The sequence below is a fragment of the Nocardia sp. NPDC057455 genome (assembly GCF_042802775.1).
In the GTDB taxonomy this organism is placed as follows: domain Bacteria; phylum Actinomycetota; class Actinomycetes; order Mycobacteriales; family Mycobacteriaceae; genus Nocardia.
In genome coordinates, this window is record NZ_JBHVDM010000073.1 from 20,057 (window position 1) to 36,149 (window position 16,093).

8 protein-coding genes are annotated in these 16,093 nt (G+C 70.2%); 5 read left to right on the forward strand and 3 right to left on the reverse strand.

The features are described 5' to 3' along the window. Positions 1 to 10: 10 nt before the first annotated feature. Both ACFU5M_RS25075 and ACFU5M_RS25080 read right to left on the reverse strand, forming a co-directional pair. Entirely contained in the window at positions 11 to 10,093 is a 10,083-nt protein-coding gene (locus ACFU5M_RS25075; RefSeq protein WP_379053099.1) for an HAD-IIIC family phosphatase, read from the reverse strand. Positions 10,094 to 10,181: 88 nt separating this feature from the next. Continuing rightward, positions 10,182 to 11,570: a glycosyltransferase gene (locus ACFU5M_RS25080; RefSeq protein WP_379053101.1), complete on the reverse strand. Its 1,389-nt coding sequence runs from the start codon at positions 11,568 to 11,570 to the stop codon at positions 10,182 to 10,184. Between the two features lie 1,033 nt (positions 11,571 to 12,603). Between ACFU5M_RS25080 and ACFU5M_RS25085 the strand changes: the two genes are divergently transcribed. From ACFU5M_RS25085 to ACFU5M_RS25100, 4 genes are all read left to right on the forward strand, one after another. After that, a complete protein-coding gene (locus tag ACFU5M_RS25085; protein WP_063052995.1) occupies positions 12,604 to 12,939 on the forward strand; it encodes an Lsr2 family protein in 336 nt (111 codons plus the stop codon). A gap of 125 nt (positions 12,940 to 13,064) precedes the next feature. After that, complete coding sequence (locus tag ACFU5M_RS25090; protein ID WP_379053102.1) at positions 13,065 to 14,081, forward strand: iron-containing redox enzyme family protein; 1,017 nt, start codon at positions 13,065 to 13,067, stop codon at positions 14,079 to 14,081. Between the two features lie 31 nt (positions 14,082 to 14,112). After that, positions 14,113 to 14,766 (forward strand): HemK2/MTQ2 family protein methyltransferase, encoded by a 654-nt coding sequence (locus ACFU5M_RS25095; protein ID WP_379053107.1) that lies wholly within the window; start codon positions 14,113 to 14,115, stop codon positions 14,764 to 14,766. Then, positions 14,744 to 14,953, forward strand: a complete 210-nt coding sequence (locus ACFU5M_RS25100; protein ID WP_379053103.1) for a CDGSH iron-sulfur domain-containing protein — start codon at positions 14,744 to 14,746, stop codon at positions 14,951 to 14,953. The genes ACFU5M_RS25095 and ACFU5M_RS25100 overlap by 23 nt, the downstream gene beginning before the upstream one ends. A 7-nt stretch (positions 14,954 to 14,960) precedes the next feature. Here ACFU5M_RS25100 and ACFU5M_RS25105 read toward each other — a convergent pair whose 3' ends face one another. Continuing rightward, complete coding sequence (locus tag ACFU5M_RS25105; protein WP_379053104.1) at positions 14,961 to 15,449, reverse strand: CinA family protein; 489 nt, start codon at positions 15,447 to 15,449, stop codon at positions 14,961 to 14,963. Positions 15,450 to 15,584: 135 nt separating this feature from the next. Between ACFU5M_RS25105 and ACFU5M_RS25110 the strand changes: the two genes are divergently transcribed. Beyond that, on the forward strand, positions 15,585 to 16,085 hold the full coding sequence (locus ACFU5M_RS25110; RefSeq protein ID WP_379053105.1) for a hemerythrin domain-containing protein: 501 nt from the start codon (positions 15,585 to 15,587) through the stop codon (positions 16,083 to 16,085). Positions 16,086 to 16,093: the final 8 nt, after the last annotated feature.

Here is a 16,093-nt window from a genome sequence, read left to right on the forward strand (position 1 = left end):
TCGGCCATGGTCATCGCGCCCAGGATCGGAACGTCCGCAGGCGATCCAGCGGCACCTCGACCTCGAGCCGCTCGGTATCGGTGGCGCCGCCGCCCAGCGCGGCGGCCAATCGGCGGGCAGGCACGTTGCGCTCGGTGCGGTGGACGGTCATGCGCACCGTCGCGCAACCCAGCGTGGCCGCGCGGTCGGCCAGCCAGCTCAGCAGGCGCTCCTCGACACCACGCCCCAGGGCGCGGCAGCTCAGATGCCATCCGCGCACCCCCAGCGCGGTGCCCTCCGCGTGCAGCGCGAGCACGGCGATCGTTCCGTAGTCGCCGAACCGGTCCCGCGCCGTCGCGGTCCACACCTCGCCGTCCTCCTGCCACCGGTCGACGTCCTGCTCGGTGCTCGGGCCGAGGACGAATTGGGTGGTCCGCCGGACCAGTTGAGCGGCGCGCTCCCGGCTCCGGGCGGAGAGCCGCTCGACGATCACCTCCAGTTGCAAACTCTCGAGGAACTGCGCGAAGTCCAGTTGCTCCCGGGCCAGGTCGCGCTCGCGCTCACGCCGATAGAACTCCGCACGGTCGGCGTCCTCCGCGGTCACCGCCACCGGAGTCACCGGCCACAACCGAGTCAGGAACGCCTCCAGTTCGCCGATCGGCGGACAGGTCACCGCGAGCACTTCCGGCAGACGGGAACGCATCTTCGCGATCTCCACCGGGTTGTCGTCGAGATAGACCACGGCGTCCAGCGCGAGACGTAAGGTGCGCGCGGCCTCTTCGAGCCGATCGGCCTTGCTGTCCCATCCGGTGGAGACGATGGTGAAGTCCGCGGCGCGCAGCGGACTGTCCGGGCGGTCGAGGACCGCGTGGACGGAAGCATCGTCGTTGTTGCTGATCAGCACCAGCAGGGTGCCCGCGGCGCGCCATTGCCGCAGCCGCCGCGCCAGCGCGATCCGCGGTGCGTCGAAGGTGACCGCCGCGGGCCCGATTTCGCCCACGACGCCGCTCCACAATGTGTCGTCGCCGTCCACGGCGACGACTTTCGGGGCGGGCAGCAACGCGACGCGTGCGACGGCGGCGAGTGTCAGCGCTACCGCCGCCTGGAACTCCTCGGTGAACGGCAGGTGCGCCAGCGCGTCGGTCTGCTCGTCGAAGCGCTGCGCCACCCGGTGGTCGCGGGTCCAGTCGGATTCGGTGAGGACCGCGACGCCGGGGATCTCCCGCAGCTGTGCCGCGGTCTGTCGCTCCCACCGCAGCAGCCGCTCGTCGAGGTCGGGCGCGGGAAGCAAGCCGACGATGATCGGCACCCGGGAACGCTCGGCCGCTTCCCGGACGGCGGCGGGGTACTGCGCGGCCAGTTCGGTGAGCGAATCGTCGGTGAGCGGGCCGAATCGCTCCAGGTCCGCCGCGCGCAGCAGCACGATGCCCAGAGCGGTCGACGGTTGGGCGAAGACCCCGGACGGGTCGCGCAGTCCGGCCAAGACATGGTGGTAGGGCGCCTCGAGCACGGTCGAGCCGTCCGCGCCGTGGGCGTGCGCCGCCGCGCTGAACAGATCCGGCAGCTTGCCCAGTGCGAACGTGGCCCCGAACGCGACGCCTCGCGGTGCGTCCGCGCGCAGAGCGCGAGACGGCGGGCGCACCGGCAGCCCGTCGTGTTCGACCACCTCGCCGAGCAGCGTCAGGTAGTCCTGTCCGAGACGGGTGCAGGTCGCGTCGTCGATGATGTCGGCGTTGTAGGTGAACCAGACGCGATCCGCGTCGGCCAGCACGGCCACCATGAGGTCGAGATCGGAATAACCGGTCCCCATCGGAACCAGGTCCGCGTGGCGGACGGCGGAATTGGCCCGCAGATAGTTGAAGTACACCTCGACCAGCGGCGCGTTGTCCCGATACAGGCCCTCCGCGGCGAGCGTGGCGAGCACATCGGAGAAGCCCGCTCCGGGCACCAGCAGCCGCCGCAGCCGGTCGCCGGTCCGGCGAAGCAGGTCGTCGATCGACTCGCCGGGCTCGACGGTCGCCGGATAGGGCACCGGCACACCGAAATAGCCGACGGCCGTCGGCGCGTCGGCGTGGATGCGGGTGTCCACCGGGACGGCGAGCGCGAAACGATCGGTGTCCTGCTGCCGGGCCAGCAGCACGGTCAGCGTGCCGAGGAACAGCGCCGCCGGCGTGATGCCCAGTTCCCGGGCCCGCCGCGCCACGCGGTCCTGCAGTCCCGCGGGCAGTTCCAGCAGCACCTCGCCGGCCCGGTGACTGCGCTGCGCGGGCCGGGGCCGGGCGAGGGTGAGATCGAGGCGGCGGCAACCGGCGAACGCGCGGCGCCATTCGGCGTCGGGCTCGGCCTGCGGAGCCTGCGCGGCGAGCAGATCGTGAATGTCCCTGTTGGACAAATCGTCCGGGTATACCGCGCCGGACAGTTCGGCGTCGATCTCGCCGGCGACCAGCATCATCGATTGGACATCGCACATGCCGTGGTGCGCGCCGAAGATCAGCGCCTGCTCGCCGGAATCGGAGGTCAGCAGTTCGAACCGCCACAGCGGTCCCTCCGCCAGGTCGAACGGTTCGCGCATCAGCTCACGGAACCTTGTGCGCGCCACGGCGTGGTCGAGCCGGTCGACCGCCGAGGAGCGCAGCAGCGTCCCGCCCGGCCGCGACCGCACCTGCAGTCGGGTGCCGTGCTCGTCGCTCGGCACGATCACCGTGCGCAGCGCGGCGTGGCGTCCGGCGAGACGGGCGAGCATCGCTTCCGCTTCGGCGTGGTCGACCGCCCGGGGCAGGCGCAGGGCCAAACCGCCGGTCTGGGCGACACTCGGAATGCCTTGCCGGGCGGTGCGCAGCAGCCGCATCAGGTCTCGGGTGACGGGCAGGGTGACGACCTCCGGGACGTCCTGCTCGGTCGGGCGCACGGCAAATGCGGCGGCATCCGTGCGCGCTGCCTCGGCGACGAGGTATTCGGCCAGGGCGGCTGCGCTCTGGCTGGCGAAGATCTCGCTGAGCGGGACCAGGATGCCGGTGTCGTCGCGCAACCGGTTGCGCAGTTCCACCGCCATCAGCGAATCCATGCCCAGTCCCTGCAACGACCGGTCCGGCGCGATGGCGTCCGCGCCGGCATGACCCAGCACGTCGGCGGCCCGGCCCGCCACCACGTCCACCGCGATCGCGGTCGCCTCGCCGGGCGGCAATCCGCGCAGCCGCTCGGCGAACCGCGACCGCACCGACGGGTCGGCGGCGTCGTGGTGGACGGCCGTGCGGCGCGCCGGCGGGCGGATCAGCTCGCGCAGCAACAACGGAACCTGCGGAGCGCGGCGCATCGCGTCGGCATCGATCCGCATCGGCGCCAGCACCGGGTCGCTCCGCCGTAGCGCCGCGTCGAACGCGGCCAGGCCGTTCTGCGCGTCGAGCGCGCGCACGCCGGAGCGTTCCATGCGACGAATGTCCGCCGCCGCCATCACCTCGTGCATGTCCAAGCTCCACGGACCCCACGCCAGCGACTGAGCGGTGCGCCCTCGGGCGACGCGGTGGGTGGCGAGGGCATCGAGGTAGGCGTTGGCGGCGGCGTAGTTCGCTTGACCGGGGTTGCCGAGGACACCTGCCACGGACGAGAACAGCACGAAACACGACAGGTCCATGCCCGCGGTCAGCTCGTGCAGGTGATGCGCCGCGTCGACCTTCGGCCGCAGCACCGCCGCGAGCCGGTCGGGAGTCAGCGAGCCCAGCGTGCCGTCGTCGAGCACCATCGCGGCGTGGACGACGCCGCTGAGCGTGCGTCCGCGCAGCACCTCGGCCAGCGCGGCGCGATCGGCCACGTCGCAGCGAGCGAAGACCACGTCCGCACCGAGTCCGGTGAGTTCGGTGCGCAAATCGTCCGCACCGGGACCGTCGGCGCCCCGGCGACTGACCAGCAGCAGCTTTCCGACCCCGTGGGCCCGCACCAGATGCCGGGCCAGCAGCGAACCGAGCCGTCCCGGCGCCCCGGTGACGAGCACGTACCCGTCGCCGAACTCCGGGCTCCCCGGTGCGTCATCGGGCATGGGCGGTCGCGCGAGCCGCGGCGCGGACAGGGCGCCGTCGCGCACGAGAACCTGTGCCGCACCGGAGGCCAGGACGGTCGCGATATCGAGTTCGGTGTCGTCGCTGTCGACCAGCACGATGCGATCCGGGTTCTCCGACTGCGCCGCTCGCGCCAAGCCCCACACCGCCGCTCCCGCGGTGTTCGGAACGTCCTCGCCGGGTAGCGCCATCGCCCGGCGGGTGTGCACGACGACGGTCGCCGCCGCCAGGCGCGGGTCGTCGAGTGCCGCCTGCAAGGCGGCCAGTGTCCGCTGCACCGCGGCGTGCACCGCGTCGATCGAGTCACCCTCGGCGACGTCGATGAGCACCGCGTCCGGCGCCGTATCGTCCGGGCCGAGCCGCGACCAGGGCACGGCGGCGACCGGCCGGACCGCCGTCGGTGCCGGAAGGGCCGACCACTCCGGCCGGAACAATGTGCGATGCGCGGCGGACAGCGACCCGTCGAGCACCTGCGCCGCGGGTGCGGGCCGCAGAACCAGCGACCGCACCGACACGACCGGGCGGCCGGTGTGATCGTTCGCCCGGACACGTACCCCGTCGGAACCGTCGCGGGAGATACGGACCCGCAATGCCGTCGCACCGGAGGCGTGCAAACTCACCCCCGTCCAGGCGAACGGCAGCAGCGCCGAACCATTTTCGTCCGCGCCGAGCAGCAGCGCCGCGTGGAGTGCGGAGTCGAGCAACGCGGGATGGATCTCGAAGCGCGCGGCGTCACCGTGGGCGGACTCCGGAAGCGCCACCTCGGCGAAAACCTCCGCGTCGCGCCGCCACGCCGCGCGCACCGACCGGAACAGCGGCCCGTACCGGTGCCCCCGATCGGACAGCCGCGTGTACATGTCCTCCACGTCGACGGCCGTCGCACCCGCCGGTGGCCACTGCGCGGTGTCGCCGCCGGTGTCGGCCTCGTGCGCCGCCGCCAGCACCCCGCGGGCGTGCAACGTCCACGAGGTGTCGAGATCCCGCTCGAGGCGGGAGTGGATCGAGACCGGGCGGCTCCCGGCGTCGTCGGCGTCGGCGACCACCACTTGGAGTTGCACCGCGGCATCCGCCGGAATCACCAGCGGGGCGTGCAGCACCAGCTCGCGCACATTCCCGGCGGCCACCTCGTCACCGGCGCGGATCGCGAGTTCGACCAGACCGGTACCGGGCAGCACGACCGCGGCGGGCGCGGCGTGCTCGGCCAGCCACGGATGGGTGCGCAGAGAGATCCGGCCGGTCAGCGTCACGCCGCCGGAATCGGCGTGCGGGACGACCGCGCCGACGAAGGGATGGCCCGCGGCCTGCAACCCCAGCGCCGCGGCGTCCTCGGACACCGATTCGGTCCAGAACCGCCGCCGATCGAAGGCATAGGTCGGCAACTCGACGCTGCCGCGCGCGGGCACCAGACGCGACCAGTCGAGGTCGCGGCCTGCCACCCAGAGTGCGGCTTGGGCGCGGGCCAGGCTGCGCGGCCCGTCCTCGTCGCGCACCAGCGAACCGACCGCCACGACCTCGTGGCCGGTGTCCTGCGCGACCGCACGCACCGCCGTGGTCAGCAGTGGATGCACGCCGAGTTCGACGAAATACCGGAACCCGTCGCCGATCATGCGCTCGATCGTGCTCGCGAACCGGACCGGCTCGCGCGCGTTGCGGTACCAATAGCCGCCGTCGGCGGACTCGTCCGCGATCTGCTCGCCGAGCACGGTGGAGTACCACGCGACAGCCGGTGCGGCGGCGCTCAACCCGGCGAGTTCGTCCAGCAGTTGCTGCCGGATCGGTTCCAGCAGAGCGGAATGCCCCGCCAGCGCCGGTCCGGCGGCCAGCACCCGCACCTCGACCTGTTCGTCCTGCAGCGCACCCACCAGTGTCTCGACCGCGTGCCGGGCTCCGGCCACGATCGTCGAGCCGGGCACATTGATCGCCGCGACCGCCACCGCTTCGTGGGATGCCAAGCGCGGCGCGAGCTGCTGCGCGGGCAAACCGACCATCGCCATCGCGCCTTCCTCGGCGATGCCCGCCATCAGGCGACTGCGTGCCACGACCACGCGGGCGGCGTCGTCGAGGCTCAGCGCGCCCGCGACGTAGGCCGCGGCGATCTCGCCTTGGCTGTGCCCGATCACGGCATCCGGTGTGACGCCCGCGTCCCGCCAGGTGGCCGCGAGCGCCGCCATCGTGGCGAACAGCAGCGGTTGCACGAGGGTGAAGTCGCCGAGTTGCGCCGCGGTGAGGCCGAACAGGCCGGTCGCCAGCGACCATCCGGTCCGGTGCCGGAACGCTTCGTCGCAGCGGGCGAACTCGGCGCGGAACACCTCGGACCGGGCCAGCATGTCCCGCGCCATCCCCACCCACTGCACGCCCTGCCCGGGGAAGACGAACGCCGTCTTGCCCGCGGTGAGCACCGCGTCGGTGGCGACCACGACATCGGGTGCTGCCCGCTGCTCGACCAGATCGCCCAGGCCGGACAGCATTTCGTCGCGTGTGCCCGCGACGACCACGGCGCGCCATTCGAACGGTGTGCGCTGCACCGCCAGCGAGCGCGACACCGGTGCGGGCTCCAGCGCGGGGTCACCGGTGACGTGATCGAGCAGGCGGTGCGCCTGACCGTGCAGCGATGCCCGGTTGCGAGCCGAGATCGGGAGCAGCGCGATCCTGCGGTCGGCCGGAGCGTCGTCGAACGAGTCGGACGTGTCGTCGGAGGCCGGTGCTTCCTCGAGGATCAGGTGGGCGTTGGTTCCGCTGAGCCCGAACGCGCTGATCCCAGCGCGGCGTGGCCGGTCGCTCCGGGGCCATGGTGTCGGATCGGTCTGCACGGTCAATCCGCTGCCGGTCCAGTCGATGTGCGAGGTCGGCGGCCCGTCGTGGGCCATCCCCGGTATCCGCTCGTGCTGTAGCCCGAGAACCAGTTTGATGACACCGCCGATTCCGGCCGCGGCCTGAGTATGGCCGACATTGGATTTGAGCGAGCCCACGCCGAGCGGGCGCCCGGGCTCGCGGCCGGGACCGAAGACACGCGCCAAGGCGCGTGCTTCGATCGGATCGCCGAGGGCGGTGCCGGTGCCGTGCGCTTCGACGTAGTCCACGTCCGCGGGCGTCAGCCCGGCCGAGCGCAAAGCCGCCTTGATGACCTGCTCCTGCGCGAAACCGTTCGGAGCGCTGATCCCTTGGCTGCGGCCGTCCTGGTTGACCGCGGAGCCGCGGAACACCGCGAGCACCCGGTCGCCGTCACGCCGGGCGTCGTCGAGCCGCTTCAGCAGCACCAAGCCCGCGCCCTCGCCCCACACCGTGCCGTCCGCGCCCGCCGAGAACGGCGCGCACCGTCCCGACGGCGACAGCACACCGAGTTTGCACAGCTCCACGTGCGCGGTCGCGCTCATCAGCAGTGTCGTGCCGCCGGCCAAGGCGAGATCGCACTCGCCCGCACGCAACGCCTGCGCGGCCAGGTGCATGGCCACGATCGACGAGGAGCACGCCGTGTCGAGGGTGACGGCGGGTCCGTGGAAGCCGAGCGTGTACGCGATCCGCCCGGACGCCACGGCCGGCGAGAGCCCGGTGCCGACCTGTCCGTTCAACTGCTGCGGAGCCGGGTCGGCGAGGTAGCCGGTGCTGTACACCCCGAAATACACCCCGGTCGAGCTGCCCTGCAACTGCCTGGGGTCGCGGCCGGACCGTTCGATCGCTTCCCAGCTCAGTTCCAGCATGAGCCGCTGCTGCGGGTCCATTACCGCCGCCTCACGCGGGCCGATGCCGAAGAACGCGGCGTCGAACTCGTCCACCTGGGTGAGGTATCCGCCGCGGAAGGTGTACGCCTTGCCCTCCGCGGCCGGGTCCGGGTCGTAGAGCCCGTCGATGCTCCAGCGTCCGGGCGGCACCTCGGACAGGCCGTCGCGTCCCTCGTCCAGCAAGCGCCACAGCGATTCCGGATCGTCGGCGCCGCCGGGGAAACGACAGGCCATCGCGATGATCGCGATGGCATCGTCGGTGCGCTGGTGCGGGACCGGCGTGGCCTCGGTTCCGGTGAGCGCGCGGTCCAGGACGGGCGCGGCGCCGGGTTCGGTTTCACTGCGCTCCGGGTCCGGGAGGGGCGCGGTCCCGGCGGGGGCATGGTGCAGCGCCGCCACCACTTGCGCGATGGTGGGGTGCTCGAAGAACAGGTTGGTATCCAAGTTCCGCCCGACGCGATCGGACAACTCCACGACGAGTTCGACGAGATCGGCGGAGCCGAGCCCGAATTCGACGAGCGGCCGGTGCACGTCGATCCGCGCCGGGTCGAGATACGCCAGCCGGGCGATGATCTCCACCAGCCAGCTCTGCATGGCTTCGGCGGTCATCGCCGCACCGGATGGTGCGGCCGCCGGGGCGCCGAGATCGTCGAACTCGCCGCGGACGGGCAGCACCGGGGAGAACGCGTCGTCGAGATAGGCCGCGCGACAAGCTTGCCGCTGTACCTTGCCGCTGCTGGTCTTGAGGATGGCGCCGGGCCGGAGCAAGACCACCGATCGCAGCGTGAGGCCGTGCTCGGCGCCGATCGCCGCGCGGATCGCGTCCTCCGCGTCGGCGAGTTCGGCCGGATCCTCGGTACGCACCTCCGCGACCACGACGGGCAGTTCCCCGTCGATGCCCTCGTCCACGGAGAACGCCGCGATACAGCCGGGGCGGACGGCGTCGTGCGCGGTCTCGGCCGTCAGCTCCAGATCCTGCGGGTAGTGGTTCTTGCCGTCGATGATCAGCAGATCCTTGCACCGGCCGGTGACGAACAGCTCACCGCCGGAGAGGAAACCCAGATCCCCGGTACGCAGGAAGGCGCGATCGTCGTCACCGAGCCGGGCGTGGAAGGTCTCGGCGGTGGCCGCTTCGTTGCCGAAATAACCGGCGGCGACACTGGATCCGGACACCCAGATCTCGCCTTCGATGCCGTCGGCGCACTCCGTGTGGCGCTCGGGGTCGACGATGACGATCGACAGCCCTTCGGCCGGGCGTCCCACACCGACCAGTTCGGAGCGGCCGGGCGGCAGGATCACCGTCGGCCGCGCGCCGAGTTCGGCGGCGCTGACGATGAGCGTCGCCTCGGCCAAGCCGTAGACCGGCTGGAACGATTCGGCCCGGAATCCGGCGCGGGCGAAAGTGTCGGCGAACCGGCGCACAGTGGCCGGACGCACCGTCTCCGAGCCGTTGAACGCCACCTTCCAGCTCCGGAGGTCGAGCCGATCGATCTGCTCGGAGGTCATCCGGCGCAGGCACAGCTCGTAGCCGAAGTTGGGACCGCCGCTGGTGTGCGCACCGAACGCGGACACCGCCTGCGGCCAGCGCTCGGGGCGCTGCAGAAAATGCTGGGGAGACATCAGCACCGCGTTCGCACCGACGAACATCGTCTGCAACACCGGCGCGATGAGCCCCATATCGTGATACATCGGCAGCCAGCTGACGAACAGCGCGTCGGTGAGCGATGCCAACAGCTCCGGCGTATGGCCCAGCGCCGCGGCGATGGCGCGCTCGTTGTGCAGCAGGTTCGCGTGGGTGACCACGACGCCGCGCGGTGCGCTGGTCGAACCCGAAGTGTATTGCAGGAAGGCGACCGAGTCCGGGCCGACGGCGGGCTGTCGCCACCCGGCCGCCGCGTCGTCGTGGATCTCGTCGGTCGCCAGCCAGGTCAGCGCGCCCAGTTCGGGAAGTTGCCCGACCGCGGCGGTCGCGTCGGCGCGGACCTGCCCGGTGGTGAGCACCGCGTCGACCTCGGCATCGGTGACCATGTGCCGCAACCGCCGCAGCGACCGGGCGTCCAGCTGCGGCAGCGGCGCGGGCACGGCGACGACGTTCGCGGCCAGGCAGCCGAAGAAGCCCGCGATGAAATCCAATCCGGACGGATACAGCAGCAGAGCCCGGCGGATGCCGCCGTCCTGCAACGCGGCGGCGATGGCCCGCGCCCGGGCCGACACGGCGGCGTAGGTGATCTCGTCGATGGCGCCGTCGGCGTCACCGGTGCGCAGGAAGCGGTAAGCCGTGGTAGCGCCGCGGTTCTCGCCGCGGGAGAGCAGGACATCGACGAACGAACGGTATTCGGTCATGCGGTACAACCTTCGGAACTCGACTGTCACGGTTGTCGTGCGCGCATCGGACGACGCCGCGATTCGCCCGCGGCGGCCGACCGGCATCTCATGGTCGGGGGGTCGCGACGGCCAGTTTCTCGACGGCGTCGACCGCCGCGAACACGCCGTTCTCCTGCGCGACCGTGCGGCCGATCTCGGCCGCTCGCTGCCGCACCTGCGGCGTGAGCGCCTGTGCCAACGCCTGGTGCAGACGATCGGGAGTGATCGTGCGGTACGGGAATGTCGCTCCGATACCGAGCGCGGCGATCCGCCAGCCGTAGAAGAATTGATCGCTGTGCACCGGGATCACCACGGCCGGAATCCCCGCCCGCACCACGTCGTGGGTATTTCCGCTGCCGCCGTGGTGCACCACCGCGACACAGCGTGGCAGAACGCGGTCGTAATCGAACGAATCGATGATGAGCAGGTTGCGGTCGGCGCTGAATCCTTTCGGGAATCCCTCGCCTTTCACGGTGACCAGCGCCCGCGCCCCCAAGCGCGCGCACACCGTCGCGATCATCTCGCGGCATTCCACCGGATCGAGCACCGGCATCCCGGTCATGCAGAAATAGATCGGTGGCGGCCCTTCGTCGAGCCACGCGTCCAGTTCGGGGTCGACGACCGCTTCGCCCCAGGCGTCCCGCAGCCGCGACGGCAGAATAGAGGCGCCCACGATCGTCGCGCGTTCCGGCCAATCGTGCGGCTTCGGCAACAGCACGGGGCTCACCATGTGGACGAGCGGTATCCGTTCGGCACGCAGCCGCCGGAAAGGATTGCGGGGCCTGCCCGCCAAGCCCATCTGACGGCGCAATTGACGGTCGACCTTGCGATACAGGAACGTATAGGACAATTCGAAAAGGCTGTAGGTCGCCCGCGACAGAGCCCGGGACGAGGTCATGTTCTTCGCCATGAACGACGACGGGAACTCATCGGTGCGTTCGAGCGGGTAGGGCAGGCAGCCGATCACCGGCGTACCGGTCTTCTCACGGAAATCCATCGCCCAGGGCAGTGTCGACGCGCACGCGACGACGACATCCGCGGACGCGCAGGTTCCCGCGAGCACCTCGTGCATCGCCACACCACGCTCACCCTCGATGATCCGCACCGTGTCGAGCATGATGCGGATGAACGGCAGCGTCTTTCCGGAGGCCAGGGCCTGCTTGGCCGCGGTCGTCTCGAGCAGTTCCGCGGCGTCGAAGGGAATCACCCGAGGCTCGAAGCCCGCCTTGCGCACGATGTGCGCTTGATTGCGGGTCGCGGTGATTTCCACATCGTGCCCGCGGGCACGGAATTCGTGCGCCAACGCGAGATACGGTTGATGATCGCCCCTGGTACCTGCGGGCAACAAGGCCACACGCATACTATCGACTTCCGCTCGTGCACTGGGCTCGTCCGGCCGGATTCCACGAATCGGCCGATTTCTGGTTCGTTGCAGGGGGCCGCCTCCCGCGGACATCCTGCTCGCTCGACAGAGTTCGGAACGGTACTCGGCCCCCCGCCGTTCTCAACGGGCCGACTGCCTGTCCGCAGAATCGGGAGATGGTCCTTTCGTCCGAACGATGAGCCGACCGGCTGCGCCACACCCGGCGTCATCGGCTCCTGCGAAACCGGCGCAGGCCAGTATTCCGGCTCGACCGGGCGCCGTCCAGACTAGGCGCGGACCGAATCGTTCCCTTCTCACCGGTGGGAGTCATCCGAGCGCGATGCCGGTGTCGGTCGCGCGAAAAAGGAGCGGCATCAGCGGATCTGGCGCGCCTATGTGTGGCCCGCCGAGTTGAGCCTGATGGCCCAGCCGGCCGGCCTCCGGTTGGTCGAGCGATGGGACGGATGGACGCGTGAACCGTTCACGGGCGAAAGTCGCGGGCACGTCTCGGTGTGGCAGAAGACCGCCGACTGACCGCTACCGGCCGGTTCGCGGAGCTACGCGAAGGGGTCTCGCCGAGGCGGCCGGTGACGGTTCTTTCGCGTCAGCGCGATCGAATTCGGGCCTCCCCGCTCCTGAATCGGCGGTGAGCGGGCGGCGCGCGTTCGATGACGACGCGCGGCATCCGCTTCGGGCATCTCCCCACCGGGCGAGGCCGGTTCCGGGAAATCGTCCCGCGGATATCACGGCACGGATCGGTGCGATCGCGGAGCATTCCGATACGGAATTACCCCTCCACGCTGTCGGCGGCGCGTTACGCGTCGTTCTGCCGGTCGATCGACTGCACCGAGTCCGGCCCGGGCGCCGAATTCCTCGTAGCCACACGGTGGACCGGCGATATCAGGCGACCTCGCGGGAGCATGACGACCCGGTGAAAAGGAGGCCGTTTGCGGCCGGGCGGGGTGCGCGGGCAATATGTGGAGGCTCGACGGTCGTCGCCGGCTGCGCCGCATCCCGTGCCGCAGAAGGGGACCCCGCCGTTCCAGGGGCGGAATCGATCTGTTATCTACTGGCTACGATTGTTTTTCGACTGCACGCGCTCGGTAACCGTGAAGGGATTATCTCTATGGCACGCAAGGTCGTCGTGACACTGGTCGATGACTACGACGGCAAGTCTCAGGCCGAGGAAACAGTGTCTTTCGCCGTGGACGGCGTGGCCTACGAGATGGACTTGTCGACGGACAATGCCGGTCAGTTACGCGGATTCTTCGAGCAATGGGTTCCGTATGCTCGCAAGGTGGGGCGCGCGCGCCGTGGTCGCGGCGGTGTCCTGCGGTCGGCGACCGATCGGGAACAGGCCACGGTGATTCGGGAATGGGCGCGCAAGAACGGCATCGATGTGTCGGCGCGTGGACGGATCTCCGCCGAGGTCGTCGAGGCGTACAAGAAGGCGAACGGGTAATTCGGAAAGTGAGCCTCGATCGGTAGCCTGAGGTCCCCGCGTCGCGTCGGCGGCGCGGGCGGCCACGGGGCGCACTTTCCGCACGATCCCGCGATAACGGCGCCCGACCGGGGTAAGCGACCGGTATGACGGTCATGACAGGCGCCTTGAAGCAAGAATTGCCCCGCCCGCGCGGCGAGCTCTCGGAAGCGGTGGTGGAGCTACTGCGCGGCGAACCGGGTGGCTCGGTGCCGGAGCCGGGTCCGGTGGACCCGTACGGCGAAGATCTGCACCTGGCCCTGCACACCTGCTACGAGTTGCACTACCACGGTTTCACGGCGGTCGACGCGGGATGGGAATGGGACCCGGGCCTGCTGGGTCTGCGCGCCGCGATGGAGCAGCGGTTCTTGCTGGCGCTGCGCGAGGACGTGCCCGGCGGCGGGGATCTCGACGCCGAACTCGACCAGTTGCTGGTTACGCCGGCAGACCCGGACGGAGTGAGCCGTTTGCTGCGCGACGAGGGCGAATGGTGGCAGATGCGCGAGTACTTCGTGCACCGTTCGATCTATCATCACAAAGAGGCCGACCCGTACGCATGGGTGATTCCCCGGCTGCGCGGGCAAGCCAAGGCGTCGCTGGTGGCGGTCGAGTTCGACGAGTTCGGGGGTGGGCGTGGCGAACGCGTGCACGCCCAGCTGTACGCCGACCTGCTGGCGGGCGCCGGCCTGAATCCGGACTATCTGCATTATCTGGACGTGGTGCCCGCGCCGATGCTCGCGCTGGTGAACATGATGTCGCTGTTCGGGCTGCATCGGGTGTGGCGGGGCGCGCTGGTAGGCCATTTCGCCACGGTGGAGATCACCTCCCCACCCGGCGCTCAACGCTTGGTGCAGGCGCTGGAGCGCTTGGACGCCGACCCGGCGTGCGTGCTGTTCTACCGCGAGCATGTCGAAGCCGACGCGGTGCACGAGCAGATCATGCGCACGGAAGTGATCGGCGACCTGCTTCGTCGGGAACCCGAGCTGACCGAGTCGGTGGCGTTCGGCATCCAGGTGACGAACCTACTGGAGGACCGATTCGCTGATCATGTGCTGGGGTCCTGGCACGCGGGTCGCAGTTCGTTGCGTGACGGCGGGAGTGGGACGGGCGGCACGGACGATTAAGCCGCGCTCGGCGGGCTATCCGCCGAATGTGATGTTGATTCGACCACCCGGCGTCTATCCGCCACAGCTGGACACCTGGCTGCTCGTCCGTGCCCTTGCCGAGGCGGGCGTTCCGCGCGGTGGACACGCGCTGGACGTGTGTACCGGGACGGGCGCCTTGGCCGTCGCCGCCGCGTACACGGGAGCCGCGCGGGTCACGGCGGTGGACGTGTCCCGGTCCGCCGTGGTGTCCGCCTGGTTGAACTGCCGGTTGCGCGGCATCGACGCGGAGGTGCTGCGCGGTGATTTCGGCGCGGTGCTTGGCGGTCGAAGTTTCGATCTGGTGCTGGCCAACCCGCCCTATGTCCCCGCGCCCGAGGGCACCGACAGCCGCGGCATCGCCCGTGCCTGGGATGCCGGGGCGGGAGGCAGGGCGATCCTCGACCAGTTGTGCGCGGCGCTGCCCGCTCTGCTGAAACCGCGGGGGGTCGCGTTGATCGTGCATTCGGCGCTGAGCGATCCCGATTCGACCTTGGCTCAGCTGCGCGAACGAGATCTCAAGGCCTCGATCGTGGCACGGGCGACCGTGCCGTTCGGGCCCGTGCTGCGGCGGCGCGCGGACTGGCTGGAAGCGGCCGGGCTGATCGAGCCCGGTGAGCGTATGGAAGATCTGGTGGTGATCCGTGCCGACCGCATCCGACAATGAGCAGTGGCGGCGAGTGACGCTCACCGCCGACGGCCCCGCCTTGATCGAGGGACCGGTGGAGTTCGTCACCGCGGACGGCCGGACGGTTCGCTCCGACCGATTCATGGTGGCGCTGTGCCTGTGCAAGCGCTCGAAGAACTATCCGTTCTGTGACACCAGCCACCGCAAGCATCGCCGTTCGTCGTGACCGCGGGTCATGCCGAGGAACCGTCGGCGCCCAGCGAGCGGACGGTGTCGAGCAGCGAGGCGGTCGCGCAGGCGACGGTTTGCTCGACCACGTCCACCGGCTCGCCGTCGAACTGACGGTGCCACGCGCGCACGCCGTGCTCGGTGGCGATCGCGAACCACACCGAGCCCGGCGGCTGACCGTCCTGCGGGTCCGGGCCGCCTGCGCCGGTGACTGCCACGGCGACAACCGCTTCGAGCAAGGTGCGGACTCCGGTGGCCATCGCTTCGGCCGCGGTCTGGGACACCACCGGCACGTCGGGCACACCCAGGACCGTGCGCTTGACCTCCGTGCTGTAGGCCACGAGACCGCCGCGGAACCACTCCGACGAGTTCGGCGCCGCGCCCAGCGTGGCGGAAAGCCGGCCCGAGGTGAGCGATTCGGCAACCGCCACGGTGATCTCCGACTGCTGTGCCCTTTCGGCCAGCTCGTGTGCGTTCTCGTCCGCCTGCGGCATCTGCGTCCTTTCTGCGCTGTCTGCAGCTCACCATACGGCCCGGCGCGGGTCCGGCCGGACGGCAGCCACCCCGTTTCGGCGCGGCGGCGCCGGGAATCTCGGCAGAGAACCGGCCCTTGACGCAAGGAGAAAGCGATGACGACCGACGCGATCGTGCTGCTGCGCGACGACCACAAGGCGATCCGGAAACTGTTCCGTGAGTTCGAGAAGGCGGGCGAGGACGCCACGGCGACCAAGGGCAAGGTGGTGCAGAAGATCATCGAGGCGCTCACCGTGCACACGTATCTGGAGAACGAGTGCATGTATCCCGAGGTGCGCAAACTCCTTCCGGAGCTGGAGGACGACATCCTGGAGTCCTACGAGGAGCATCACGTCGCCGACGTGCTGGTCACCGAGCTGGCGATGATGAAGCCCGACGACGAGCACTTCACCGCCAAGACCACCGTGCTGATCGAGAACGTCGACCACCACATCGACGAGGAAGAGAACGAGTGGTTTCCCAAGGTGCGCGAGAAATTGGGACGCAAGCAGCTTCAGGAGATCGGGGCGCGGATGCAGGAGCTCAGGAAGAAGGCGCCGACCTCGCCCGCGCAGCCCTCGGCGCTGAAGAAGACCGTGGACGCTGTGCTGGCCTGAAACAGACG